The sequence below is a fragment of the Serratia sp. HNCC26DJ206 genome, from assembly GCF_057180605.1.
Genome location: NZ_JBXUGP010000001.1, coordinates 79,181 through 105,013 on the forward strand (window position 1 = coordinate 79,181; position 25,833 = coordinate 105,013).

20 protein-coding genes are annotated in these 25,833 nt (G+C 54.5%); 14 read left to right on the forward strand and 6 right to left on the reverse strand.

Annotated features, from left to right (window positions below):
• The first annotated feature begins 26 nt into the window (after positions 1–26).
• The 5 genes from cheW (at position 27) to cheZ (ending at position 3,590) form a co-directional block, all read left to right on the forward strand.
• Positions 27–527, forward strand: coding sequence for a chemotaxis protein CheW (cheW, locus tag AC2A1E_RS00390; RefSeq protein WP_473190890.1), 501 nt, complete (start codon positions 27–29; stop codon positions 525–527).
• 62 nt (positions 528–589) lie between these two features.
• Positions 590–1,462, forward strand: coding sequence for a protein-glutamate O-methyltransferase CheR (cheR, locus tag AC2A1E_RS00395; RefSeq protein ID WP_484382057.1), 873 nt, complete (start codon positions 590–592; stop codon positions 1,460–1,462).
• Positions 1,462–2,511: a protein-glutamate methylesterase/protein-glutamine glutaminase gene (locus tag AC2A1E_RS00400; protein WP_484382058.1), complete on the forward strand. Its 1,050-nt coding sequence runs from the start codon at positions 1,462–1,464 to the stop codon at positions 2,509–2,511. Before cheR ends, AC2A1E_RS00400 begins: the two co-directional genes overlap by 1 nt.
• A gap of 32 nt (positions 2,512–2,543) precedes the next feature.
• A complete protein-coding gene (gene cheY / locus AC2A1E_RS00405) occupies positions 2,544–2,933 on the forward strand; it encodes a chemotaxis response regulator CheY (protein ID WP_459398994.1) in 390 nt (129 codons plus the stop codon).
• 12 nt (positions 2,934–2,945) lie between these two features.
• Positions 2,946–3,590: a protein phosphatase CheZ gene (gene cheZ / locus AC2A1E_RS00410; RefSeq protein WP_484382059.1), complete on the forward strand. Its 645-nt coding sequence runs from the start codon at positions 2,946–2,948 to the stop codon at positions 3,588–3,590.
• Between the two features lie 112 nt (positions 3,591–3,702).
• On the opposite strand, the gene AC2A1E_RS00415 is transcribed toward cheZ, so the two are convergent.
• Genes AC2A1E_RS00415 through AC2A1E_RS00425 form a run of 3 tightly spaced genes read right to left on the reverse strand, consistent with a single transcriptional unit; the run spans position 3,703 to position 8,744 of the window.
• On the reverse strand, positions 3,703–4,917 hold the full coding sequence (locus AC2A1E_RS00415; RefSeq protein ID WP_484382060.1) for a DUF3396 domain-containing protein: 1,215 nt from the start codon (positions 4,915–4,917) through the stop codon (positions 3,703–3,705).
• A 12-nt stretch (positions 4,918–4,929) separates the two neighbouring features.
• Positions 4,930–6,219 carry a VRR-NUC domain-containing protein gene (locus AC2A1E_RS00420; RefSeq protein ID WP_484382061.1) on the reverse strand — a complete coding sequence of 430 codons (1,290 nt, stop codon included), beginning with the start codon at positions 6,217–6,219 and terminating at the stop codon, positions 4,930–4,932.
• On the reverse strand, positions 6,219–8,744 hold the full coding sequence (locus AC2A1E_RS00425; RefSeq protein ID WP_484382062.1) for a type VI secretion system Vgr family protein: 2,526 nt from the start codon (positions 8,742–8,744) through the stop codon (positions 6,219–6,221). Before AC2A1E_RS00425 ends, AC2A1E_RS00420 begins: the two co-directional genes overlap by 1 nt.
• 358 nt (positions 8,745–9,102) lie before the next feature.
• Between AC2A1E_RS00425 and flhB the strand changes: the two genes are divergently transcribed.
• The 4 genes from flhB to lpxA all read left to right on the forward strand — a co-directional run bounded on the left by flhB (position 9,103) and on the right by lpxA (position 13,823).
• On the forward strand, positions 9,103–10,239 hold the full coding sequence (gene flhB, locus AC2A1E_RS00430) for a flagellar biosynthesis protein FlhB (protein ID WP_484382063.1): 1,137 nt from the start codon (positions 9,103–9,105) through the stop codon (positions 10,237–10,239).
• Positions 10,239–12,320 carry a flagellar biosynthesis protein FlhA gene (flhA, locus tag AC2A1E_RS00435; protein ID WP_484382231.1) on the forward strand — a complete coding sequence of 694 codons (2,082 nt, stop codon included), beginning with the start codon at positions 10,239–10,241 and terminating at the stop codon, positions 12,318–12,320. The genes flhB and flhA overlap by 1 nt, the downstream gene beginning before the upstream one ends.
• Positions 12,317–12,721 (forward strand): flagellar protein FlhE, encoded by a 405-nt coding sequence (locus tag AC2A1E_RS00440; RefSeq protein ID WP_484382064.1) that lies wholly within the window; start codon positions 12,317–12,319, stop codon positions 12,719–12,721. Before flhA ends, AC2A1E_RS00440 begins: the two co-directional genes overlap by 4 nt.
• A 310-nt stretch (positions 12,722–13,031) precedes the next feature.
• Entirely contained in the window at positions 13,032–13,823 is a 792-nt protein-coding gene (gene lpxA, locus AC2A1E_RS00445) for an acyl-ACP--UDP-N-acetylglucosamine O-acyltransferase (RefSeq protein ID WP_484382065.1), read from the forward strand.
• A gap of 27 nt (positions 13,824–13,850) precedes the next feature.
• On the opposite strand, the gene AC2A1E_RS00450 is transcribed toward lpxA, so the two are convergent.
• Positions 13,851–15,629, reverse strand: coding sequence for a sigma 54-interacting transcriptional regulator (locus AC2A1E_RS00450; protein WP_484382232.1), 1,779 nt, complete (start codon positions 15,627–15,629; stop codon positions 13,851–13,853).
• Positions 15,630–16,055: 426 nt separating this feature from the next.
• Here AC2A1E_RS00450 and ygeW point away from each other — a divergent pair, with 426 nt between their 5' ends.
• From ygeW to arcC, 5 genes are all read left to right on the forward strand, one after another.
• A complete protein-coding gene (ygeW, locus tag AC2A1E_RS00455) occupies positions 16,056–17,243 on the forward strand; it encodes a knotted carbamoyltransferase YgeW (RefSeq protein ID WP_484382066.1) in 1,188 nt (395 codons plus the stop codon).
• Between the two features lie 75 nt (positions 17,244–17,318).
• The gene (dpaL, locus tag AC2A1E_RS00460) at positions 17,319–18,512 is read left to right on the forward strand and encodes a diaminopropionate ammonia-lyase (RefSeq protein ID WP_484382067.1); all 1,194 of its coding nucleotides are present in this window, start codon (positions 17,319–17,321) and stop codon (positions 18,510–18,512) included.
• Between the two features lie 198 nt (positions 18,513–18,710).
• Positions 18,711–19,928 carry a YgeY family selenium metabolism-linked hydrolase gene (locus AC2A1E_RS00465; protein ID WP_459398974.1) on the forward strand — a complete coding sequence of 406 codons (1,218 nt, stop codon included), beginning with the start codon at positions 18,711–18,713 and terminating at the stop codon, positions 19,926–19,928.
• A 280-nt stretch (positions 19,929–20,208) separates the two neighbouring features.
• A complete protein-coding gene (hydA, locus tag AC2A1E_RS00470) occupies positions 20,209–21,612 on the forward strand; it encodes a dihydropyrimidinase (protein ID WP_484382068.1) in 1,404 nt (467 codons plus the stop codon).
• A 62-nt stretch (positions 21,613–21,674) separates the two neighbouring features.
• The gene (arcC, locus tag AC2A1E_RS00475) at positions 21,675–22,607 is read left to right on the forward strand and encodes a carbamate kinase (protein WP_484382069.1); all 933 of its coding nucleotides are present in this window, start codon (positions 21,675–21,677) and stop codon (positions 22,605–22,607) included.
• 697 nt (positions 22,608–23,304) lie between these two features.
• Here arcC and yqeB read toward each other — a convergent pair.
• Both yqeB and yqeC read right to left on the reverse strand, forming a co-directional pair.
• Positions 23,305–24,894, reverse strand: coding sequence for a selenium-dependent molybdenum cofactor biosynthesis protein YqeB (gene yqeB / locus AC2A1E_RS00480; RefSeq protein ID WP_484382070.1), 1,590 nt, complete (start codon positions 24,892–24,894; stop codon positions 23,305–23,307).
• Between the two features lie 28 nt (positions 24,895–24,922).
• Positions 24,923–25,699, reverse strand: coding sequence for a selenium cofactor biosynthesis protein YqeC (gene yqeC, locus AC2A1E_RS00485; protein WP_484382071.1), 777 nt, complete (start codon positions 25,697–25,699; stop codon positions 24,923–24,925).
• Between the last annotated feature and the right edge of the window lie 134 nt (positions 25,700–25,833).

The window sequence follows — 25,833 nt, forward strand, 5'->3', positions numbered from 1 at the left end:
TAACTGAGCTTATTAAGGGGATCCAGATGGCAGGATTGGCAGTGGTCAGCAAACTGGCGGGCGAAACGGTAGGTCAGGAGTTCCTGATTTTTACCTTGGGTAATGAAGAGTACGGCATTGATATCCTCAAGGTGCAGGAGATCCGCGGTTACGATCAGGTCACCCGCATCGCCAATACCCCGGCGTTTATCAAAGGCGTCACCAATTTGCGCGGCGTGATCGTGCCGATTATCGATCTGCGCGTCAAGTTCGCCCAGCAAGGGGTGTCTTATGATGAAAACACCGTGGTGATCGTGCTGAATTTTGGCCAGCGCGTGGTGGGGATCGTGGTTGATGGCGTTTCCGACGTGCTGTCGCTGACCACCGAGCAGATCCGCCCGGCCCCGGAGTTTGCGGTGACGCTGGCCACCGAATACCTCACCGGTTTGGGCTCATTGGGCGAGCGTATGCTGATTCTGGTGGATATCGAAAAGCTGTTGAGCAGCGAAGAAATGTCACTGATGGATAGCGTGGCGAAAAGCGCCTAAATGCCATTGAGGTATGAAGGGTATATCCGCATAAACCGCATGAATTCCCCAGGTGATAGGGTATGAAAAATACAGTTTCAGTGCCAAACCGGGAACCCACCTCGATACTGGCGCAGATGGTACAACGGCTGCCGCTGTCGGACGTGCATTTCCGGCGCATCAGCCAGTTGATCTACCAGCGCGCGGGCATCGTGCTGGCGGAGCACAAACGCGAGATGGTTTACAACCGCCTGGTTCGCCGTCTGCGGATGCTCGATCTGCAAGGCTTTGGCGATTACCTGGCGTTGCTGGAAAGCGATCTCAACAGCGCCGAATGGCAGGCTTTTATCAATGCCCTGACCACCAACCTGACGGCCTTTTTCCGCGAGGCGCACCATTTCCCGATCTTGGCAGAACATGCGCGTTCACGGCCAAACGGTTACAGCGTGTGGAGTACCGCCGCCTCGACCGGAGAAGAACCTTATTCGATCGCCATGACCTTAAATGAAGTGCTGGGGCGACGTACCACCGGCACGCTGGTGTGGGCCAGCGATATTGATACTCATGTGTTGGAAAAGGCTGAAGCCGGGGTTTACCGCCAGGAAGATCTGCGCACCCTGACGCCGGAACAGCGGCAGCGCTATTTCCTGCGCGGCACCGGGCCGCATCATGGGCTGGTGCGAGCGCGGCCAGAACTGGTGGCGCAGGTGCATTTCCAGCCGCTCAACCTGCTGGCCGTAGAATGGGAACTACCGGGGCCGTTCGACGCCATTTTTTGCCGCAACGTTATGATCTATTTCGATAAAGCCACACAGGAGCGCATTCTGCGCCGCTTTGTGCCGCTGCTGAAACCGGGAGGGCTGCTGTTTGCCGGGCATTCCGAGAACTTCAGCCAGCTTAGCCGGGATTTCTACCTGCGCGGGCAGACCGTGTATGGCCTGACCAAGGAGAGGTAATGAATAAAATCAGCGTATTAAGCGTAGACGACTCGGCCTTGATGCGGCAGCTCATGACCGAAATTGTCAACAGCCATACCGATATGGAGATGGTGGCGACCGCACCGGATCCGCTGGTGGCGCGCGATCTGATCAAAAAATTCAACCCGCAGGTGCTGACGCTGGACGTCGAAATGCCGCGTATGGACGGGTTGGAGTTTCTCGAAAAACTGATGCGTTTGCGCCCGATGCCGGTGGTGATGGTGTCATCGCTGACCGGTAAAGGCTCGGAGATTACTCTGCGCGCGCTAGAACTGGGGGCGATTGATTTTGTCACCAAACCCCAGTTGGGGATCCGCGAAGGCATGCTGGCTTACAGTGAATTGATTGCCGAGAAGATCCGTACGGCGGCCAAGGCCCGCTTGCCGCTGCGTTCCAACGCTCCGGTACCGGAGATCCTCAGCCATACCCCCTTGCTGAGCAGTGAAAAACTGATGGCGATTGGTGCCTCAACCGGCGGCACCGAAGCCATTCGCCAGGTGTTGCAGCCGTTACCGGCCAACAGCCCGGCATTGCTGATCACCCAACATATGCCGCCGGGCTTTACCCGCTCGTTTGCCGAGCGGCTCAACAAGCTGTGCCAGATTACGGTGAAAGAGGCCGAAAACGGTGAACGGGTGTTGCCGGGCCATGCCTATATCGCACCGGGCGATCGCCATCTGGAGTTGGCGCGTAGCGGGGCCAACTATCAGATCAAATTGCACGATGGCCCGCCGGTCAACCGTCATCGTCCTTCGGTGGATGTGCTGTTCCACTCGGTGGCGCAGTTTGCCGGGCGTAATGCGCTGGGGGTGATCCTCACCGGCATGGGTCATGATGGCGCGGCAGGGATGCTGGCAATGCATCGCGCCGGGGCTTATACCCTGGCGCAAAACGAAGCCAGCTGCGTGGTGTTTGGTATGCCGCGTGAGGCGATCGCCAGCGGGGGCGTCAGCGAGGTGGTGGAACTGGATCGCATCAGCCAACGCATGCTGGCGCAGATCGCCGGTGGCCAGGCGCTGCGCATCTGATGCGGCTAAGCAATCAATGATAAGGAGTGAGCATGGCAGACAAAAATCTCAGATTTCTGGTGGTGGACGATTTTTCCACGATGCGTCGCATTGTCAGAAATCTGCTGAAAGAGCTGGGTTTTAACAATGTGGAAGAAGCGGAAGACGGGGCCGATGCGTTGAATAAACTCCGTGCTGGCGGTTTCGACTTCGTGGTCTCGGACTGGAACATGCCGAACATGGACGGCCTGGAACTGCTGCAAACCATTCGCGCCGACGGCGTATTGGCGTCGATGCCGGTACTGATGGTGACGGCAGAAGCCAAGAAAGAGAACATTATTGCTGCGGCTCAGGCAGGTGCCAGTGGTTATGTGGTGAAACCCTTTACGGCGGCGACGCTGGAAGAAAAGCTCAACAAGATTTTCGAAAAACTGGGTATGTAAAAGGAGAGGGCGATGAGAGACATTCCAATGTCTACCAGCGATGCAGCAACAGCGGGTGAGATCATCTTTCGTATCGCCCAACTGACCCGCATGTTGCGTGACAGCATGCGTGAACTGGGGCTCGATCAGGCGATCGCCCAAGCGGCGGAAGCGATCCCGGATGCCCGTGACCGTCTTGACTACGTTGTCACCATGACGGCGCAGGCGGCGGAACGCGCGCTCAACTGCGTAGAAGCGGCCCAACCGCGTCAGGCAGCGCTGGAATCAGAAGCCAAAGTGCTGAAAGGACGCTGGGATGCGTGGTTTGCCGATCCGCTTGAACTGGCAGATGCCCGTTCACTGGTTACCGACACGCGCCAGTATCTGGAGCGGGTACCGGAGCATACTGCCTTCACTAACGCCCAATTGCTGGAAATCATGATGGCGCAGGATTTTCAGGATCTGACCGGCCAAGTGATCAAACGCATGATGGACGTGGTGCAAGAGATCGAAAAACAGCTATTGATGGTGCTGATGGAAAATATCCCCGAGCAGCCAGCCAAAGAGAGAAAGCCGAATAGCAACCTGCTGAATGGCCCGCAGCTCGATCGGCAGGGAGTTGGGGTGATCGCCAATCAGGCGCAGGTGGACGACCTGCTCGACAGCCTCGGGTTCTGATGCCATAACCTTGGCTGAAGGGCGCAGTTATTGTGCCCTTACGGCTGGCCAGTTAAGCGAAAACCTGGGCACGCCGCGTTAGTGGTGCGTTCACCTATTCGAACACCCAACTTTACTCTGGTGTGATATACACACTGCCTTTATCATCACGTTTCAATAATGACCAGCAGGCGCGGTGCTTTTTACCGTAGATATCCTCAAACTCAGGCATTTTTTGCCCTGCGCGAGTCTGAATATACTGGGTGGTACCATTAATAATCGCCGCCCATTGACCTGCATGAGGGGCGGTTTCATCTGTCCAGCATTTGATGCGTACTGGTTCGTATGATTTACCTATTTCCTTTTTATTCAGCAGGTCACTGGCTTCATCAAAACGCCGATACCATTTCATGGTTGACTCTTTATCAAACTGCAAATTCTCGTATTCAGAATAGAAATGCAGAGAACGTGAGCCATTGAAGCGTACAGGTTTAATAATTTGATTAACCTTAACCAACAAGGGCGGTAAGCCTTCTGTTTTCATTTCACCCAGTGAAGGCGGCAGTTCTCCGGCTTTAAGGATCACACCGTTGTTATAGGACAACAAACTGATTTCAGGGGTACTTGCTAAACGATTTTTTACTTTCTCTGCACCACCCAATTTTTCTAGCCACGGCGTACCTAGAATGGTGTACCAGCAGGCTCCTTTTAACCCTATAACAGCACCGCTGCCTTCAAGTGTTCCAATGGAATCCACCATGACACCAGAAAAGCGTTGTGCCAACGAATACTCATGAGGAAACATTCGTTGAAATTCCCTCGGAAGAATAAAGGATAAACCAGCATACCCACATCCCACAGCAAATGTGTTACACAACCACAGTAGCCAATTTTGATAGCGTTCTTTACCCTCAGCCTCTTTTAGCAATGAAAAGGGGAAAATAAGTTTGATAACAGAACGATCTGTCTCATTATGAAAGATGCGTGTATTCATCACTAGAATGCTGTAATCAGCAGCAGTATAGTCTTCCTGTGCACTGGTTAAGTACCAGGAAAAGGTTTCTTCCTCAGATAAATCGAGTATCTCTTGTTTCTTCTTCTGATAATTTTTGTCTGTGATGCCAACCCATTGTTTTGCTATTGTTTTTTTTAAATGAGGCTTAAATTCAGCATAAAAGCGATCCACGCATTCCACCATTTTTTGACGGACTTCTTGTGTATGACCATCTTTGAAAAATACGGTGATAATCAGCCCGAGATTGACTGCGGGTTGGCCGTCTTTATACTTTAGCGAGGCTTCAGGTAACCATTTCTCAATGTAGCTCAACTCAAAATCCTGCAATTCCATACCTGCTCCTGTTTAATGGGTTGCCAGTGCCGCCGTAGCGGTTCCTGCACCGAGAATAGCCGCAAGCATTTCCCATGCACTGATCGCTAGGCGCACAATCAATAAAAACGCGCCGATAATCGCCTCCGGGATACCCAACGTCACCACCAGAGCACCAATGCCTACTGCTACCAGAATGACGCCTACCGTTTTCGCCACATTGGTCAATACTTGAACCCAGTCTACTTGTTTCAGCATCTCCAACGTCATATCGGTGGCGTGTTGTATCTCCAGCCAAGCTGCCCGGATTTGTGCATTGCTCCAAGATTGAATGTGTTTGCCAGTTCTGCTGGCCCATACCCACGTCTGGCTACCCTGCCGGTAAACCCATTCCCCGCTGTCGTTCAGCCAGCCCGCCACGGAACGAAGCGTCTGCTGCATCTCTGCCGATAACGCATCCCAGCCTTCAGCAACACCCTGTATCACACCTTCGCTGAGATCGGCGACCGCTTTTCTGGCGTAAGTCCAAGGTTCAATCTTCGGTGCAACCGGAATGGTCGGGGGGCGGGGCATAAAAACCGGTGGGTAGAGGAACAATGGCCAGTACTTCGCATCACTGGTTTTCCAGGCTTTCATTGTGACACTCACCACCTGATCGACCCATTGCTGTTCTTCCGGGCGGCAATCGTGAACTTCAAGGATCGTCATACGATCTTCGTGTCCTAAACCTCCAACAATCAACATATAGTCTCTATATTGTTCATCATGGAAACCATCTCCCGGAAACTTCACTTCCACCAGACGGGCCAGATTATCGCTGTGCATATGGCCCTCGTTGTCCGGCCCTGCCAGACCCGGCCAGCGATCCTGCTTGTCTTTCGCAATAATCACATCCGGGCGGCGGTAGATCCCTTTACCGGTTTCTGGAAAAGGATTGAGCGTATGCCGTCTGTCTGCCCCTTTTTCCGTGCTGCTCAGAAACGGGCGTGGTGGTGTGGTGCGCATATCGAACGGCACCTCAGCCTTGTAATACCAACGGTAACTGTGCGCTATTTCATCGACACGGATCAGACCACTCATCATCAGTTGTTTCAGGCTCATTTGATACGAACGGCCTTTCCGGCGGATCTCTGCCGACAAGCGTGGAAAGCGCATGGCATATTCCACTTTGATATGCAGATACTGGCGATTTTCAGTGGTCGGCAGGCGTGACTGCTTTTCCACCATTTCAACGCCGGTCGTTGTGCAGTCCCACGCCTGGCCGTTTTTACCGGCACTATCAGCAGGTAAGTCCAGCCCTGCGGGGGTATCGGGCAATTCCATTATGAGGCAGTCTCCCTGAGTTCGGTAGCCAATAGTTGAGTGTCAGTTTCACCCGCAAACCACAGCGTTTCTTCTGGTTGAGGTGTCCGAGGCAGAATATGCAGTTCTACCTCTTCCTGTTGGCGGGTATAGACTGGGACCGAGCGACCTTCACTATCGCTATAACCGGTTATGGTTTGCCCAGAGGAAGTGATAAGGCGGTAAGGGGTATTAACCAGAATGTTACCCTGTTCATCCTGCAACTGGTAAATCGCGGAATACATAGACACAGTGCCCATACGCGGCATTTGCAGTGGCAAACTCGCCGCGCCTGCCTTCGCCGTGCGTTTCACTTTGCGCACATACTGAGCGGTAGTGCCGTATTCAATTTTCCCCATCTCGATTTTCACATAGCTACCGCCGCCAATCAGCGTGATGCGCTTCTTCCCAGCAAACGAGATATCATCGGCGGAACTCAGGGTGAGCTTTTTCTCCGCGAACAACCGTAGATTACCGTTCTGCGCCTGCATCTCTATCGGCCCTTCGCCGGATTTCAGGCTCAGTTGCCCACTTCGGGCAAACAGCCCCAGTTTGTCACCGGCAAGGGCGGTCATATTGCCCATTACGCCAACGCTGATATTTCCCCCGGCGTTGATGGCAACGTTTTTACTGGCGGCAAACTGAATATGTTCACCGCTGGCCATAGCGATTCCTTGCGGGGCTGAGAAATGCAGGGTGTTATTCAGCGGTTTCAGACGCTGCTCAAACATTGCTATCTGGCTGTCGATATCGGCTTTTAGCGCTTCGGCCTGTTCGGCGGCGGCGTTGAGTTGCTGTATCTGGCGTAAGCAGATGTCGATTTCCTTCAGCGCGGTCGCCATATCCAGCACGTCCCCCTGCGCCTTGGCTTGCCCGTCGGCACTGATAAACATCCCTTCCGCGACACGGATCACGCCGTATTCATCAGTACGTAGCTCAAAGCCTTTCCCACGCGGTTTATCCTGTGCATCCACCAGATGGCCGGAGTTTAACTGGCTCTTGCCAAATTCCGTGGCGAGTTTGATATGCTCCTCATTGCGTTTATCCTCCATCCGCAGTTTGCCGTTGGCAGGAGTACGCAGCACATTGCGGGTGTGGTTGTCGCGGGTGACGTGGTCGGGGTGCTCAGAATCGTGCAACGCATGGGCGATGTAGGGCAAATCGATATTGCCGTTATGATAGGCGATGGCCACTTCCACGCCATCAATCAATGGGGTGTGCCAGCCGTAAACCTCGCCAGCATAGGGTTTTGCCTGCCGTAACCACAGGTAGGCATAACCCTGTTCGCGGTCATCACGGTCAAAATCCAGTTTTACCCGATAGCGGCCCTGCTCATCCAGCCAGGCGTAGGTATCGCGTTTCTCGCGGCTTTCGATGCGGGCTGGCAAGGTGCCGTGAATTTGTGGGCGCGGGCATTCAGGGGGACGGTATCCGAAACGTTCGGTATAGGGCATACCCCACAGCGACATATGCAGCCGGGAATCACGCGAAGCGCGGAAGGTGGCGAGGGTGATAACCATCCCCTCTTGCAATGCGCGGATCAGCTCCCCTTGCGGCTCCAGCACTTGCCCTGGCGTGAGGTGTGAGGCATTGCTGAACAGATGAAGACGTGTTGATTTATTCAGTTCACGCTCATGGTGAATACGCGCATAAAACGCTCCACTCTCGGTTTCCGGCTCCGGGGCGCTATCATCGCCTACTTCCCTATGTGGGGGGGCATAACGATAGTGTTCGCCGGTAGTCACCGCTTCACTGCGCACGTTGACACTGGCATCCAGCGGGGTACTGGCGGTGCGGTAGTTGTAATCTCGTGTTCTGACCCTGCCCGTGACCACGCTGTGCCAAGTGCGCACACCCCACACCGACTCCTCCGCACCATCGTACAAACCCGCCGGTTCACGGTAGGGCAGTTGCACATCAAACTGATAATGGAGCGGGCTGTCGGCAAACAGCAGTTTTTCCTGCTCAGTCGCTGCCAGCATCTCAGAGCGGAACCAGATACCGACTTCTGCAAGAATGCGTTGGATAAACTGCAAATCCGTTTCACGCCATTGGGTAATGAGTTCACGCGATGGATAGGCACATGCCAGCCGAAACTCAAAGTCTGGGCCTTCAAGGCCATGCGCACGTAATACCTGCTCTACCACTTCCGGCACTGACTTGTTCTGGTAAATGGCACAACGGCGGGTGCGGGATTGCAAGGCAAGGCGGGATTCAAGTACAACCAGGTAGTGTGACTGGTCGGCAGAAGTTGAAAGCCACTCAAACCCGGTGATAATGCCGTGCACTACCTTGCCGCTGCGCATTACCAAGCTGGCATACTTCATCAACACCTGCTCAGGGGAGAGATTTGCCTGTGGGGTGGTGAATTCAATATTCCAGCTAAAGGGTGCGCTTAGGGCTTCACGCCCGCGAAAACGCAGGATATCCGGTTTGACCGGGCTGTCGTTGATATTTAGGGTATAGCGGGAGAGAGAAGAACCGAACATTGCTGCAGTGCTGTCCATAGACCTGCCACCTGTTATTTCATCATGCGCCAGAGTATAGCCTTATATTCCAGGCGTTTGATTGTAGGGTGCCGATTTTATAAACACAATAAATTCGGGCGAAACGAAATCAAAGGTCAATGTGTTATAGACGTTCATCAATGAGCTAATAAGTTTTTACGATTTCAATCACTTCTCCAGCAATTTTCGCATAAGAAACAAATCCATCGTGCTCTAAGTTGTATTACCCAACAACCGAGTTTCGCTCACCATTCTGCAAATAACCCGCCTTTTCCCCCGTTATTCCCGCAATGAAACCCGCATTTTTTTGCCATGCTGATGGCAATTCTATTCTTTCCGCTCAACAGGAACCGCTTCCTTGGCTGAAGACAGCGATGTGGAAAAAAGCGAGGCGCCCACGCCTCACCGCTTGGAGAAAGCCCGTGAGGAGGGCCAGATTGCGCGTTCGCGCGAACTGACCTCAATACTGATGCTGATCGCCGGGCTGTCCATTTTATGGGTTGCAGGCAGCCATATTGCCCAACAACTGGCAGGTATGCTGAGCGAAGGGCTGCATTTTGACCATAACATGGTCAGCAACGATCAACAGATGTTGCACCAGTTTGCCATGTTGCTGCGCCAGGCGCTGTGGGCACTGCTGCCGATCCTGGCCGGGCTGGTACTGGTGGCACTGGCCGCGCCGATGTTATTGGGCGGGGTAGCCTTCAGCGTCAAGTTTGATATGAAACGTATGAACCCGCTGGCCGGGTTTAAGCGCCTGTTTTCTACCCAGATGTTGGCGGAATTGCTGAAAGCGATCCTGAAGGCCGTGCTGGTCGGCTGGGTAGCCGGTCTTTATCTGTGGCACAACTGGGCGGCGATGCTGCATCTGGTAACACAACCGCCGCTGGAGGCGCTGGGCAATACGCTGCGGATGGTGATCATGTGCGGCATGCTGATCGTGCTCGGGCTGGTGCCGATGGTGGCGTTCGATGTGTTTTATCAGATCTGGAGTCATTTTAAGAAATTGAAGATGAGCAAACAGGAGATCCGCGACGAGCACAAACAGCAGGAGGGCGATCCGCAGGTGAAAGGGCGCATCCGTCAGCAACAGCGGGCGATGGCGCGCCGCCGCATGATGGCCGATGTGCCGCAGGCCGATGTGATCGTCACCAATCCCACTCATTACGCGGTGGCGTTGCAGTACAACGATAAAAAAATGAGTGCCCCAAAAGTATTGGCGAAAGGCGCGGGGGACATTGCCCTGCGTATCCGCGAACTGGGCAATCAACACCGTATTCCGCTGCTGGAAGCACCGCCATTGGCCCGTGCGCTATTTCGCCACAGCGAGATTGGGCAACAGATCCCCGCCACCCTGTACGCCGCCGTGGCCGAGGTGCTGGCCTGGGTTTACCAGCTGCGCCGCTGGCAGCGTGAGGGTGGGCTGATCCCGAAAAAACCTGAACGCTTACCGGTGCCAGAAGCACTGGATTTTGGCCTGAGAGAGTCACCATGATGGCGAATTTAGCCTCCCTGCTTCGTTTACCGGCTAATGTTAAAGATACACAGTGGCAGGTGCTGGCGGGCCCGATACTGATCCTGATGATTTTGTCGATGATGGTGCTGCCATTACCGGCGTTTGTCCTCGACCTGCTGTTTACCTTCAATATTGCCCTGTCGATCATGGTGTTGCTGGTAGCGATGTTCACCCAGCGCACGCTGGAGTTCGCGGCTTTCCCGACCATTCTGCTGTTTTCCACCCTATTGCGCCTGTCGCTGAACGTGGCATCGACGCGCATTATTCTGCTGGAAGGGCATACCGGCTCGGCGGCGGCGGGGCGCGTGATTGAAGCGTTCGGCCACTTTCTGGTCGGGGGTAACTTTGCCATCGGCATCGTGGTGTTTATTATTCTGGTGCTGATTAACTTTATGGTGATCACCAAAGGCGCCGGGCGCATTGCCGAAGTGGGCGCGCGCTTTGTGCTCGACGGGATGCCTGGCAAACAGATGGCGATCGACGCCGATCTCAACGCGGGGTTGATTGGCGAAGACGAAGCCAAAAAGCGCCGTACCGAAGTGACGCAAGAAGCAGATTTCTACGGTTCGATGGACGGTGCCAGCAAGTTTGTGCGCGGTGACGCGGTCGCAGGGCTGATGATCATGGTGCTGAACGTGGTCGGTGGGTTGCTGGTTGGCGTGATCCAGCACGGCATGCCCTTGGGCGCGGCGGCAGAAAGCTATACCTTGCTGACCATTGGCGACGGTCTGGTGGCGCAGATCCCGGCGCTGGTGATTTCTACCGCAGCGGGCGTGATCGTCACCCGTGTTGCCACCGATCAGGATGTTGGCGAGCAGATGGTGGGCCAACTGTTCAATAATCCGCGCGTGATGTTGCTGAGCGCCGGGGTGCTAGGGCTGCTGGGGCTGGTGCCCGGCATGCCAAACCTGGTATTTCTGCTGTTTACCGCTGGCTTGCTGGCGCTGGCCTGGTGGCTCCGCGGGCGCGAACAGCAAGCGCCGTCAATCAACGTTCCAGTAATAGCACCAGAGAGCCCGCAGGCGGTGGAAGCCAGTTGGTCCGACGTGCAGTTAGAAGATCCGTTGGGTATGGAAGTGGGTTATCGCCTGATCCCAATGGTGGATTTTCAGCAAAACGGTGAACTGTTGGGGCGTATCCGTGGGATCCGCAAGAAATTTGCTCAGGATATGGGTTATTTACCGCCGGTAGTACATATCCGTGACAACCTCGAACTGCCCCCAGCCAGCTACCGTATTCTGATGAAAGGGGTAGAAATCGGCAGCGGAGAAGCACATCCAGGCCGTTGGCTGGCGATCAATCCGGGTAATGCGCTGGGGGAACTGGCAGGGGAGAGCACTGTCGATCCGGCATTCGGTCTGGCAGCAGTGTGGATCGACAGCGCGTTACGAGAGCAGGCACAAATCCAGGGTTTTACCGTGGTTGAAGCCAGCACTGTGGTGGCGACTCATCTCAATCATCTGCTTGGCCAGTTCGCCAGCGAGCTGTTTGGCCGCCAGGAAACCCAACAGTTATTGGATCGCGTTACGCAGGAAATGCCGAAACTGACCGAAGATTTCATACCGGGCGTGGTCTCGCTGACCATTTTGCATAAAGTATTGCAGAACCTGCTGGCCGAACGGGTTTCTATCCGCGATATGCGCACCATTATCGAAACGCTGGCGGAGCATGCGCCGATTCAGAGCGATCCTTACGAATTGACCAGCGTGGTGCGTGTGGCACTGGGGCGCGCCATCACCCAGCAATGGTTTCCTGGCAACGGTGAAATTCAGGTTATCGGCCTGGATACGCCGCTTGAGCGCTTATTGTTGCAAGCGTTGCAAGGGGGCGGTGGCCTTGAGCCGGGGCTGGCGGATCGGCTGCTCGATCAGGCCCGGCAGGCCCTACAGCGGCAGGAAATGCTCAGCGCACCGCCGGTGTTGTTAGTGAACCATGCGTTGCGTGCGCTGTTGGCGCGATTCCTGCTTCGCACCTTGCCACAGTTGGTGGTGTTGTCGAACCTGGAAATCAATGACGATCGCCAAATCCGCATGACCTCTACGATTGGAGCTACCGGATGAAAACCTGCTTAGCCACCTTTTTATTGTTGCTGCCTTTAGCCGCACAGGCAGTATCCGGTTCCTGGGCGGCGAGTAATGATGGCGTAACGTTGGAGCGCGGCCAAGTGCGTGCCGAGTCGCAGCCGCTACGCCCGTTAAACGCCTTGCCGGGTGACTCTGCCCGGATCACCAGCGTCAGTTGGCGCTATCAACTATTATCCGCTGAACCGGCCGGATTACAGGTGCAGCTATGCACTGCTGCCCGCTGTATCGCTCTCGATACAGGCAATGGGCGCAGTGAGGCGCTGAACGGCGATCCGGCTGACAGTGAGTTTCGTTTTGTCTATTACGTGCAGGCGCGTGGGGCACTAAATCCATCGCTGCGGGTGATGGGCAATCAGATCATTGTAAATTATGAGTGATAGCTTGTGGGTTATTCTGTAACCTACGCCTCCCCTAAAGGGCTTTATCAGGCCGACGGTACGCGATTTATCTGAAAGGTTCATAAAATAATAAAAATATAAGATAGCGTTATTTTGCCGTAGATTCTTTATGCTCTGTGTTTGTTGTACTCATGTTCCCGTCTTTTCTCGTCTAGAGACACGCCGAACGGTGCCGTTTACGCCGTTTATTCGCACTTCATTTGCTGATTAATCCAGACGTTGGCTTAATTATTAACCGATGATGAGTCCACGTGATCAAAACACCACGTGCCATCGTCAGGATAACTTGATGTTAATTTCTTCCTCTGCCCGAATCGCCAACAGTAGCGTGATTGAACCGGGTGTGATTATCGGTGCGCATGTAGATATCGGCCCATTCTGTGTGATTGCTGCCGGTGTTGAGATTGGTGAGGGGACGGTGGTTGCCTCGCATGTGGTGATTAATGGCCTGACCCGCATCGGGCGCGATAATCGCATCGGGCGCTATTCGTCGATCGGCGAAGTGAACCAGGATTTGAAATATGCGGGTGAAGCTACCGAGGTGGTGATCGGTGACAGGAATCAGATCGGGGATAAAGTCACCATCCACCGTGGCACCTTGCAAGGCCGGGGGCGTACTGCGATCGGCAATGATAATCATATTTCAGACAGCGTACATATTGGTCACGACTGCGTGGTTGGCAATGGCACATTCATGGGCAGCAACAGCGGCCTGGCTGGGCATGTTGAACTCGATGATGCAGTACACATCGGTGCCATGTGTGCTATCCACCAGTTCTGCATTCTGGGGGCGTATGCACGGGTTGCCGATCGGTCCGGTGTAGTGCAGGATGTGCCGCCGTTTGTCTGTGCCAGCGGGAACCATGCTTTACCCACCGGATTTAATCAATTAGCAGAGGCTTTTCTTGCGGCGGATATTCACCAGCAACAACTGATCCGTACTCTGTATGACAGGATTTATCATCTGGCAATACCGATTGATGAGGCAAAAAAAGAGGCCGAGCGCTTAGCCACTCAATATCCGTTAGTCACTTTCTTTAACCACTTCTTCTCACGCTCAACGCGCGGCATTATTCGCTGAAGAACCCTGTGTTGGTGACCATACCCATCAATTTGATGACAGTTCATACTTCTTTATTTTGCGATACAAGGTCGCGATGCCGATACCTAATTTTTCTGCTACCAACTTCTTGTTGGTGTGATGGCTGAGCGCTTCCTCAATCATCATTTTTTCCATATTCTCCAACCCCAGCGTATCCTGGCTGGTGCAGATCTCTGTGGCCTTGCTGACCGCAGCGGCTGGTGGCTGATGCAGGTACTGGCCACGGGTTAAATTGGGTGGCAGCAGATAGGTATCAATAATTTCACCGCTGGGTACCACGTTAACCAGATACTCGATTAAATTACTCAGTTCACGCACGTTGCCCGGCCAGCGGTACTGGCGCAATATTTTAAGCACTTCCGCTGAAATCCCAGGGTAAATAATGCCGATTCTTTTGGTATGCAAACTGAGGAAATAGTGGACCAACAGTTCAATATCTCCCTCGCGTTCACGCAGCGGTGGTAACGAAAGGGGGATCACGTTCAGGCGATAATAGAGATCCTCACGGAACTTCCCTTCGGTGATATATTGCTCCAGGTTTTGGTTAGTGGCGGAGATAATGCGTATATCTACCGGGATCGGCTTGCTGGAGCCAATCGGCAGCACCTCGCGTGACTCCACCGTGCGCAGTAACTTTGCCTGCAACATTAAGGGCATATCGCCAATTTCATCCAAGAATAACGTGCCTTGATTGGCGGCCTGAATAAGCCCCACCTTGCCATTGGCCGAAGCCCCGGTAAATGCGCCTTTCAGGTAGCCAAAGAGTTCACTTTCCAGCAGTTGATCCGGGATCGCCGCGCAGTTAATGGCGATAAAAGGCTTATCGCTGCGGTTGCTTAGCCGATGTATGGCACGTGCCACCACCTCTTTGCCGGTGCCGCTTTCCCCCACCACTAATACGCTGGAAGGGCTGGGTGCGATGCGGGTAATCAGCTTCTTTAGCAGGCGCATGGGTTTGCTTTCCCCAGCGAGATGCTCAATACGCGGATCTTCATGGCTCACAGGGGTGTTAAATGATGAGTGTGACTGGTGAAAAGCCATTAAAAACAGCTGATGATCTTGAATCTGATGCAACTGGCCAATCATGATCTCCTGGCGGTCATCGAAGGAGATAATATGCTGTAAATGCCCGCTGGTATAATTTTGGTGGAAGGTCAGCGCGTGAATAGTAAAGGTTTTTCCAATAATCTCTTCTTGCGGTAAATTAAATTCTTTCAAGGCCATGGCGTTGGCGAATTTAACCTGATTTCTTTCGTTGAGAATTAATACGCCCTGATCCATATTTTCAATCAGGCTGAACAGCACTTTATTTAGCCCACCGCTGTTGCTCTGCGTCTCTAATAAATTGGAGACGAAAACGTTGGATATATTCCGCACGTAATCGGAGAACTCTTGCAGATTATCGCGTAATCTCTGCTGCTGCTCCAAATTGAAGGCCACTAGGCTGATCACGCCGATGCAGGTCTGCTGGAACAGGATCGGGATCCCGAGAAACGCCTTCTCCTGGCACTCTTCTTTGCTGCTGCACCCGTCACAGACCGGATCGAAACGCGAGTGGGTGACTATTTTTTCTTTTTGTGTGTCAATAACATGCTTCAGCAGCCCGGAGTTGCTGCCGAGCTTTCTGCCAAAGTTTTTGCCATAGGGGCCGGTTCCCGCCACTCGCACCAGATTGGCGTCGACAATCTCTACCTCTAACAGCAACACGCTGGAGAGCATTTTGGTAAAGCGCAAAATTGTCGGCTGGATCTGCATCAGTGCAGACTGGGTATTTGCCGGTGCTATCATGACGAGTCTCTCTTTTTTCATCATCGAAAAAAGAAACGATAATACATTAATACCTACGGTAATTTGATTATCATCAAGCTAAGCCTTTAGAAATAGATTGTACCGTTAGCGTCACATTTTATTATCAAAATGATACTCTGCGGTAATTGCTATCATTTTGGGTTGCAATAACGTCTGATAATTATAAATAGCCTGCTATAGAGTACTGACGTTATGGTTTTAGATGAGAGGGTTTTCTGAATCCCCCCAATTAACCTCGCTGAAAACCGAGAATTATGTGATCGGCATCATGTTGTCTAGGTGTTTTGTGCCCCGCCCCCAAGGTTTTTTGCCTCTTGGCATGCTTATTGATTGCCTGATAACAGGCGCTGAAAATGCGTGTTGTTCATTCTGAGGTTAAACGTCGGTTATTTAGGGGCAAAGATGAGAACAGTTAATCAGTTAATTAAGGACATAAAAGCGTTAAAGTCCAATTTACATCAGAAGGACTTTTTACTGACTTGGGAACAGAGCCGCGAAGAGCTGGAACTGGTGCTTAAATTGGCTGAAGCGCTGAAAACCATGCGTTCAGAAAATATCGCAACCAAGGTTTTCAACAGTGGCTTAGGGATCTCTATTTTCCGCGATAATTCCACGCGCACCCGTTTTTCTTACGCATCGGCGTTGAACCTGCTGGGTTTGGCGCAGCAGGATCTGGACGAAGGCAAATCGCAGATCGCCCATGGGGAAACGGTGCGTGAAACGGCGAACATGATTTCATTCTGCGCCGATGCTATCGGCATTCGTGACGACATGTTCCTGGGGGCAGGTAATGCCTACATGCGCGAAGTCGGCGCGGCGCTGGATGAAGGCTTCCAGAAAGGGGTGCTGCCGCAGCGGCCAGCGCTGGTTAACCTGCAATGCGATATCGATCACCCAACGCAGGCGATGGCCGATCTGGCCTGGTTGCAGGAGCACTTTGGTAGCCTGGACAAGCTGAAGGGCAAAAAAATCGCCATGACCTGGGCCTATTCCCCGAGCTACGGCAAACCGCTGTCGGTGCCGCAGGGCATTATCGGCCTGATGACGCGTTTTGGCATGAAAGTCACTTTGGCACACCCGGAAGGTTACGACCTGATCCCGGATGTGATTGACGTAGCGAAAAACAACGCGGCGGCCTCCGGCGGCAGTTTCCAGCAGGTGACCTCCATGGCCGAGGCTTTCCAGGGCGCGGACATCGTTTATCCGAAGTCCTGGGCACCTTACAAAGTGATGGAGCAACGCACCGATCTGCTGCGTGCCAATGATCACGCCGGTCTTAAAGCCTTGGAGCAGCAGTGCCTGGCGCAGAACGCCCATTACAAGAATTGGCACTGCACCGAAGAGATGATGAAGCTGACCAAGGGTGGCGAAGCGCTGTATATGCACTGCCTGCCAGCGGATATCACCGACGTGTCGTGTAGCGAGGGCGAAGTCAGCGCCAGCGTGTTCGAGAAATACCGTATTGCCACCTATAAGGAAGCCAGTTGGAAGCCTTATATCATCGCCGCCATGATTATGGCGCGCAAATTCTCCAACCCAGGTCTGACGTTGGAGCAATTACTGCAAGAAGCAGAAAGACGCATTAAATAAACCCTCTCTGGCCGGGAATACCTTTTGGTGTTCCCGCGCAGTGAAAGGTGAATGCGACCCTAGGAGGTAACAGCAATGTCGGTTTTTTCATTGAAAGTGGATATTGAGGATAACCGTTATTTTAACGGCGAAACCTCGCCGCTATTCTCTCAGGCAGAAGCGCGCAAAGCACGGGCGTTTCATCAAAAAATTACGGGCTATCAGCCAACGCCATTATGTGCGCTGGACGATCTCGCGCACCTGTTTGGCGTAAAGAAAATCCTGGTTAAAGACGAGTCCAAACGCTTTGGCTTAAATGCTTTCAAAATGCTTGGCGGCGCTTATGCCATCGCCCGGTTACTGTGCGAAAAATATCAGATCGATATTAATGCGTTTTCCTTCGAAAAATTTAAATCCACGCTGAGCGAGAAAATGACTTTCGCCACCACCACCGACGGCAACCATGGCCGGGGTGTTGCCTGGGCGGCGCAGCAGTTGGGGCAGCATGCGGTGGTCTATATGCCCAAAGGCTCGGCGCAGGAGCGGGTGGACCACATCCTCAATCTGGGTGCCGAGTGCATCGTCACCGACATGAACTACGACGATACCGTGCGTCTGACCATGAAAACGGCGCAGGAACGCGGCTGGGAAGTCGTGCAGGACACCGCCTGGGAAGGCTACACCAAGATCCCAACCTGGATTATGCAAGGCTACGCCACGCTGGCGGATGAAGCGGTGGAACAGATGCAGCAGATGCAAATTACACGCCCAACCCATGTGCTGTTGCAGGCGGGCGTGGGGGCGATGGCGGGCGGAGTGCTCGGCTACTTGGCCGAGGTGTTTGGTGCCAGCCAACTGCATTCGGCGATCGTGGAACCCGAACTGGCGGACTGCGTTTATCGCTCCGGCAAGAAAGGCGAAATCGTCAACGTGGGCGGCGATATGGCAACCATCATGGCGGGCCTGGCCTGCGGCGAACCAAACCCGCTGGGTTGGCCGTTGTTGCGCAATTGCGCCACACAGTTTATTTCCTGTCAGGACAGCGTAGCGGCTTTGGGCATGCGGGTGCTCGGTAATCCGCTGGGTAACGATCCGCGCATTATCTCCGGTGAGTCCGGCGCGGTCGGCCTTGGCGTGCTGGCTGCGGTGCATTACCACCCGCAACGGGCACAACTGATGGAAAAACTTGGCTTGGATAGCCAGTCGGTGGTGCTGCTGATCAGTTCGGAAGGCGATACCGACGTTAAGCATTATCGCGAAGTAGTGTGGGAAGGGAAATATTCGGTCTGAAATACCCGTCGTCTTTCACGCTGCGGCGTTGTTACCTGCACTCGCTCACCCCAGTCACTTACTTGAGTAGGCTCCTGGGGCTGAGCGAGTTGGGTGCCTAGCCGCAACGCGAAATCCATAGGGTATTAAGCGGAGTCCTCAGATTACCCGGTCTCTCGTGCAGGTGAGAAGTAATACAAGTGTGGAGAACAGAACACAATGGCAAAGCAAATTCCTTTTGAACTGGTGTTAGAGAAAGCCTACCAATACAAAGATGAAATGACGCGCTTCCTGCGGGACATGATTGCGATCCCGAGCGAAAGTTGTGACGAAAAATTGGTAGTGCTGTGTATTAAGCAAGAGATGGAGAAGGTGGGGTTCGACAGGGTGGAAATTGACCCGATGGGCAACATCCTCGGCTATATCGGCCATGGCCCACACCTGATTGCCATGGACGCGCATATTGATACCGTCGGCATTGGCAATATCAAAAACTGGAACTTTGACCCTTATCAGGGCATGGAAAACGACGAGATTATCGGCGGCCGGGGTGCCTCGGATCAGGAAGGCGGCATGGCCTCGATGGTTTATGCGGGCAAGATCATCAAGGATCTGGGGCTGGAGGATCAATATACGTTGCTGGTGACCGGCACCGTGCAGGAAGAAGACTGCGACGGCCTGTGCTGGCAGTACATTATCGAACAGTCGAAGATTCGCCCGGAGTTTGTCATCAGTACCGAACCCACCGACTGCCAGATCTATCGTGGTCAGCGGGGGCGCATGGAGATCCGCATCGACGTGCAAGGCATCAGTTGCCACGGTTCGGCACCAGAGCGCGGTGATAACGCCATCTTCAAAATGGGGCCGATCCTCAACGAATTGCAGCAACTGTCCGGTAAGTTGGGCAACGACGATTTCCTCGGTAAAGGCACGCTCACCGTATCCGAGATTTTCTTCACCTCACCGAGCCGCTGCGCGGTGGCTGATAGCTGTGCGGTATCGATCGACCGCCGTCTGACCTGGGGCGAAACCTGGGAAGGGGCGCTGGACGAAATCCGCGCCCTACCAGCGGTGCAGGCCGCTAAAGCGGTGGTGTCAATGTACGACTACGAACGCCCGTCTTACACCGGCCTGGTTTACCCGACCGAATGCTATTTCCCGACCTGGAAAGTGGAAGAGGATCACATCACGGTGAAAACTCTGAGCAAAGCCTATCAAGGGTTGTTCAAAAAAAAACCGGTGGTGGACAAGTGGACGTTCTCTACCAACGGCGTGTCGATTATGGGCCGTCATGGTATTCCGGTGGTCGGTTTTGGCCCCGGCAAAGAGCCGGAAGCCCATGCGCCGAATGAGAAAACCTGGAAAGATCATCTGGTGACCTGTGCCGCTATGTACGCCGCCGTGCCGTTGGCTTACTTGGAAGAGTTGGAAAAGTAAGAAGTTAGCCTAACCCTAGGGGGAGGGGGGAACTCAGAGCACCGAGCTAAAGCCCCTCACCCCGGCCCTCTCCCACAGGGAGAGGGGGCGCACGGTTTAGGATTATGGGGAGGGTGATGCCCAGCTAACCCGTGCGGCGAACCAGTCCCCTCTCCCTCGGGGAGAGGGTTAGGGTGAGGGGGACCCCAGAACACCGAACTAAAGCCTCTCCTGGTTTTTTCCTATTAGGAGAGGGTGATATTTTCTCACCTATTGTTGTGATTTTTTCAAGGGTGCCAACATGAAGCGGCTGATTAAAAACGGCATTCTGGTAGATAGCGACGGGCAGTACGCTCAGGATCTGCTGATCGAGAATGGGATCATTTGCCAGCGCGCAGCCAACATTGAGCCAGGGAGCGACTGCGAGATTATTGATGCGACCGGCTGCTACGTAATGCCCGGCGGCATCGATGTGCATACCCATTTTAATATCGATGTCGGCATCGCCCGCAGCTGTGACGACTTTTTCACCGGCACCCGCGCCGCCGCTTGCGGTGGCACCACCACCATTATCGACCATATGGGGTTCGGCCCGGCGGGCTGCAATCTTCACCATCAGCTTCATCTTTATCATCAATACGCGGCCGGTAATGCGGTGATTGATTACGGCTTTCATGGCGTGATCCAGCACATTAATGACGACATTCTCGAAGAAATGGCGGGTATGGTGCATGACGAAGGGATCAGTAGTTTCAAGCTCTACCTGACCTATCACTACAAAGTGAATGACGCTGAGGTGCTGCGCGCTTTATGGCAGTTGCGGCGGGTGGGGGCGCTGACCACGGTGCATCCAGAGAACGATGCGGCTATTGCCTTTCGCCGTGCTGCGCTGGTGGCCGCTGGGAAAACGGCCCCGATTCACCATGCGTTAAGCCGACCGCTGGAATGTGAAGCTGAAGCGATTGGCCGGATGATCAATCTGGCCCGCCTGGCCGACAACGCACCGCTGTATATTGTCCATTTATCCAATGGCTTGGGGCTGGACTATTTACGCCTAGCACGCAAACAGCAGCAACCGGTGTGGGTGGAAACCTGTCCACAGTATCTGTTGCTCAATGAGCAGTGTTATTTACGTGAGGATGGCGCGAAATACATTCTCAGCCCGCCGCTGCGCAATCAGCAGGAGTTGGATCGCCTGTGGCTAGGGATCGTCGACGGCTCGATTGATACGGTGGCCACCGATCACTGTAGCTTCCCTTATCACCAGCGCCAGGCGATGGCGGCGGGGGACTTTACCCGCTGCCCGAACGGCCTGCCGGGGGTAGAAAACCGCATGCTGCTGCTGTTTTCTCATGGCGTGATGAGCGGTCGGATCTCACCTTCACGCTTTGTAGCGCTCACCAGCGGCAATCCGGCTCGGCTGTTTGGCCTGTGGCCGCGCAAGGGCAATCTCAATCTTGGCGCAGATGCTGACGTGGTGATTATCGATCCGCGCCAATCCACGGTGATTAGCCATAACCGACTGCATGACAATGCCGATTATTCCCCTTACGAAGGTTTTCACTGCCAGGGCGCGCTGGTGCTGACGCTGTGCCGGGGTGAGATCGTGGCCCGCAACGGCGAATTTACCGGGCAACAGGGCTATGGGCAGTTCTTACGCCGCCGGCCTTTTGATGTAGTAACTGTAACTGACGTAATCCACTGACCGATTCACTCTCCCTTGGGGAGAGGGGGGAATCAAACATCGTGGTAAAAATGAGGCTCAGCATGAAAAAGAAAATAGTACTGGCATTGGGAGGTAACGCTTTGGGTGAAGGCCTGGCGGAACAGATGCAGGCGGTAAAAACCACCGCGCGAGCGATCGTCGATTTAATTGAACACGGTCATCAGGTGGTGGTCACGCACGGCAATGGCCCGCAGGTGGGCATGATCAACCTGGCGTTTGAAGCGGCGGCAAAAACTGAAGCCCATACCCCGATGCTGCCGATGTCGGTGTGTGTCGCGCTGAGCCAAGGCTATATCGGTTACGATCTGCAAAACGCCCTGCGTGAAGAACTGCTCGATCGCCATATTGATAAGCCGGTAGCCACGCTGATTACCCAGGTGATCGTCGACGGTAACGATCCGGCGTTCAAGAATCCGACCAAACCGATAGGCTCCTTCTTCAGCGCGGCCGAAGCTCGCCTGCTGAGGCAAAATGGCTACGACATGAAAGAAGATGCCGGGCGTGGCTATCGCCGCGTAGTGGCATCGCCCCAGCCGGTAGATATCGTTGAGAAAGAGACGGTGCGCGCCATGATGGCCGCCGGGCAGGTGGTGATCACCGTTGGCGGCGGTGGCATCCCGGTGATACGTGAAGGCAACCATTTGAAAGGGGCCAGTGCGGTGATCGATAAAGACTGGGCCAGCGCCAAACTGGCTGAGATGATTGATGCCGATATGCTGATCATTCTCACCGCCGTGGAAAAGGTGGCGATTAATTTTGGCAAGCCGGAGCAGCAGTGGCTGGAGCAGTTGAGTGTGGCTGATGCTCAGCGCTTTATCGAGCAAGGGCACTTCGCCAAAGGCTCGATGCTGCCGAAGGTGGAGGCGGCGGTGGCGTTTGCCGAGTCTAAACCGGGGCGTGAGGCGTTAATTACGGTGTTGAGCAAGGCGCAACTGGGTATTGAAGGGAAGACGGGGACGGTGATTAGCTTGTAGTGGCTATATTGTTCATATCTTAAGACGGGGGCGCGAGTATCTATTTTCGGTCGCTAAACATGTTGTGTTCACTTGGCAACGTGGTGAGCGCGCCCGAGCAGGGGGCTCAAGAGCCAGCCCCCTGCACCCCGGCCCTTGCCATATCAGGCGGCCGCTGCGCGGCTAGTACTCGGCCCATCCCTGGGCCTCGCCCCTTCGGGGCCGCTGCAAGCAGCGTTCAAATCTGCTCCCGGCAGATTTGTCTCACTCCGCCACAGCGCATGACGGCCTATGCGCCGTGTCTCCGTTCGGCGCCTTCAATGGCGTCAACACCGGTGCTCACCTCACCAAAAAGAGGGTTTGAGATGTTGCTATCAATATCATTGTAAAGGTTGCCCGGTGATCACAAATTCGGGGGTTGACGTTGAGCGCATCATGGCCTGCTGAGCAAGACACCGTTGCCAGGGGCAACCGGCCATGGAGGGCCGGTTGAGGCGATATGAACAGGGACGTGAATTGAGCCGACCCGTCCGGCAACGGGGGCGTAGCGAAGGTACCCGCGCAGCGGGCAGGCCATGTTAAGCGTTGGCGCGGGTGCAGGGCCCCGCCTTGGGCCCTGCAATTGCCGTCCATTGTTATTTCATAGAATTACGCTCTATTTACGGCAATTCCCATTACACCGACCTTACATAGACAAACACTGATGTGGCCTAATGAATTACCCCCGCCCCAATTTCATGACCGCTTCCAGCACCGCACCACCAATCGCCCGCGCTTTATCCGACACCGTCGTGTAATCCGCTTGTGCACCGCGCGGATCGATATCGCCGATCTTACAGCCGGTTTTCACCTCCAGCCCAGCCTGCAACAGCCCGCGCACCATGCCGGAAAGCGGTGCGATCACCGGTGTTTCACCGCAGTGGGCGATAATATCCCCTTCCTGCACCAAATCCCCCAGCGCCACGCAGCAGTGCATCACGCCGTCCGCAGGTGCGCGGATCACCCGGCGGGCGGTATGGCCGCCGATATTGCCGGGGATGCCGGTATTCGGGTGGGTATAGCCCTGGTAAATCACCCGCCCCAGTTCATGACCGCGATGGGTTTCAATCACCGCGTCGCAATCCTGCCCGGCATTGAAACCGGGGCCGAGAGCGACGGTAATCGGCGCCATATTGCGATGAGTACCGAGGTTTTGCTTGGCCAGAATTGCATCTACCAGAAAGCGCGGTTTGAGCTGCTCCAGGCACTGTGCATTGCCGTCGATCAGCAGTGGAATTTCGCCACGGTTGATCATCTCGAAAGCCTCATCGACGTCTTTTGCCAGGCGGCCGGTTACCCCTTCAACGCAGGCTTGGCCGTCAAACATTGCTTGAGCAAAGGCCACCGTGCGGCGGATGGCGGTGGGCTGGGCAATATCCAGCATGATCACCTGAAAACCGGCATGATAAAGCCGCAGCGCCACGCCGGTGGCGATATCACCCGCCCCACGGATCACCACCAGCTTGTCGCGTGTCAGCCGGATATCCTCTTTCATCAACCCGCCTGCCGACTGGTTTTTAATCTGTAACAGCTCCGCCAACACGCTGATGGCGATCTCTTCCGGCGTTTCTGCGCCGATGTTGTAGCCGATCGGGGCATGTAATCTGGCAAGATCGGCCTCGCTGATGCCGCGTTGCCGGAGCAAATGGGTAAAGGTCTGCACTTTGCGGCGGCTGGCGAGCAGCCCCAGATAGCGCAGCGGTTGGCCGATCAACGCGTTTAATGCTTCGCAATCCTGATTGTTGGTGGCGACGATCACGAAGTTACCGGGTTCGATATTCATCTTGCTGATGGCGGCAGGGAAGCTCTCGCCATGTACCAAGGTAGTGCCCGGCGGAAACAGGGCGGCATCAAGGCTGGCGGGATAGATATCGGTAACGTGAATATCGAACCCCAAAGGCTTGGCGGCGCTGGCGATGGCGCGGTTGACGTGCCCAGCGCCGATCAACACCAGGCGCGGGCGCAGGCCGTGAACGTCAATATAAACCGACATCGCACCGCCACAGTCGGAACCCACCGCGTCCTGGCCGTTGCGCGCCATCCGGCCATGAAACACCCTAGCTTTGCGTTCACTAATGGCAGAAATAGCCTGCTCAATCACCAGCCGTTCAATCATGCCGCCACCGATGGTGCCAATACAGCTGCCATCGGCCATCACCAACATTTGCCCGGAATGGCGCGGCGTAGAACCACGGCTTTCAATAATCTGGGCGAGTGCAAAGGGCCGGTTTTCTTCTTCTAGTCGTGCAGCTTCGGCGAAGATATTCATGCTGACCTCATCAGTAACTTCAAAAATATTAGAGTGTTAGGCGTCGCAAGCAGTGATGGATTGGCGGGTTCTGCTGCACGGCGCCAAACCAGATGGCACTGAGCACCGCATCTTGCCGCAACAGCGCAAGCCAAGCGGGATCGGGTTGATTATCAGAATGAGAACACTGATTGATCAGCCAAATCCGGCGCGTATCGGCTGGCGTACCTTTGAACATCCCTTGCGGGTGGGCGATCAAGGTACGGAACGCCCGGCAGTCGAGCGGTTCACCGGCAGCGATCCCGGTCAGCGCCGAGAATATCTCCCAGCGGTGAATCTGCTGCGGATCGGCAGGGCGATTAATCACCTGACCGCCGGTTAACGCGATAACACAATCACTGCTGGAGGGAATGCAAGGTTCATGCCTTGCCGGGGCTTTTAGCGGCAAACCGTGCGAGCCGTCGGCCTCTGCCAAGATCACATCGAATTCCCCTTGCCGCTTAATCTCGTCGATCTGCTCGGCGCTAAAGCCGACGACCTTGTTATTTTGCGGCTGGTAATGGCTAAAACTGGCGATAATCACCGGTTTAGCGCTGGAGATAGGTTGCTTACCGATAAACAGCTGATGATAAGTAGCGGGGTCCGGGCGATACATCCTGGTGGTGGTGGTAAACAACACCCGTTTACCCTGTTGATAGAACGCCTGCGCCAGCCACAGCAGAGTGCTGGTTTTGCCACCGGCACCAATCAGGCTAATCAACAGTGGTTTGCCATTATCCAAGCGTTGATATTCTTCACTGAATAACTCCCTGAAGGTTGGGTTCATAAATATCTCGAGTTAAAAAGAATGCTAACCAGCAATATGCCAAACGGCCCTTACCCTAACCCTAACCCTAACCCTAACCCTAACCCTCTCCCACGGGGCGAGGGAGCCGTCTGGGCTTATATCCATAAGCTGTA

Excerpts from the sequence above, each read along its gene's own strand:
- cheZ (WP_484382059.1), top strand. The coding sequence starts at position 2,946 with ATGAGAGACATTCCAATGTCTACCAGCGATGCAGCAACAGCGGGTGAG.
- hydA (WP_484382068.1), top strand. The coding sequence starts at position 20,209 with ATGAAGCGGCTGATTAAAAACGGCATTCTGGTAGATAGCGACGGGCAG.
- dpaL (WP_484382067.1), top strand. The coding sequence starts at position 17,319 with ATGTCGGTTTTTTCATTGAAAGTGGATATTGAGGATAACCGTTATTTT.
- ygeW (WP_484382066.1), top strand. The coding sequence starts at position 16,056 with ATGAGAACAGTTAATCAGTTAATTAAGGACATAAAAGCGTTAAAGTCC.
- arcC (WP_484382069.1), top strand. The coding sequence starts at position 21,675 with ATGAAAAAGAAAATAGTACTGGCATTGGGAGGTAACGCTTTGGGTGAA.
- AC2A1E_RS00440 (WP_484382064.1), top strand. The coding sequence starts at position 12,317 with ATGAAAACCTGCTTAGCCACCTTTTTATTGTTGCTGCCTTTAGCCGCA.
- lpxA (WP_484382065.1), top strand. The coding sequence starts at position 13,032 with ATGTTAATTTCTTCCTCTGCCCGAATCGCCAACAGTAGCGTGATTGAA.
- AC2A1E_RS00415 (WP_484382060.1), bottom strand. The coding sequence starts at position 4,917 with ATGGAATTGCAGGATTTTGAGTTGAGCTACATTGAGAAATGGTTACCT.
- flhA (WP_484382231.1), top strand. The coding sequence starts at position 10,239 with ATGGCGAATTTAGCCTCCCTGCTTCGTTTACCGGCTAATGTTAAAGAT.
- AC2A1E_RS00465 (WP_459398974.1), top strand. The coding sequence starts at position 18,711 with ATGGCAAAGCAAATTCCTTTTGAACTGGTGTTAGAGAAAGCCTACCAA.
- AC2A1E_RS00400 (WP_484382058.1), top strand. The coding sequence starts at position 1,462 with ATGAATAAAATCAGCGTATTAAGCGTAGACGACTCGGCCTTGATGCGG.
- yqeC (WP_484382071.1), bottom strand. The coding sequence starts at position 25,699 with ATGAACCCAACCTTCAGGGAGTTATTCAGTGAAGAATATCAACGCTTG.
- AC2A1E_RS00425 (WP_484382062.1), bottom strand. The coding sequence starts at position 8,744 with ATGGACAGCACTGCAGCAATGTTCGGTTCTTCTCTCTCCCGCTATACC.
- cheW (WP_473190890.1), top strand. The coding sequence starts at position 27 with ATGGCAGGATTGGCAGTGGTCAGCAAACTGGCGGGCGAAACGGTAGGT.
- cheY (WP_459398994.1), top strand. The coding sequence starts at position 2,544 with ATGGCAGACAAAAATCTCAGATTTCTGGTGGTGGACGATTTTTCCACG.
- cheR (WP_484382057.1), top strand. The coding sequence starts at position 590 with ATGAAAAATACAGTTTCAGTGCCAAACCGGGAACCCACCTCGATACTG.
- yqeB (WP_484382070.1), bottom strand. The coding sequence starts at position 24,894 with ATGAATATCTTCGCCGAAGCTGCACGACTAGAAGAAGAAAACCGGCCC.
- AC2A1E_RS00420 (WP_484382061.1), bottom strand. The coding sequence starts at position 6,219 with ATGGAATTGCCCGATACCCCCGCAGGGCTGGACTTACCTGCTGATAGT.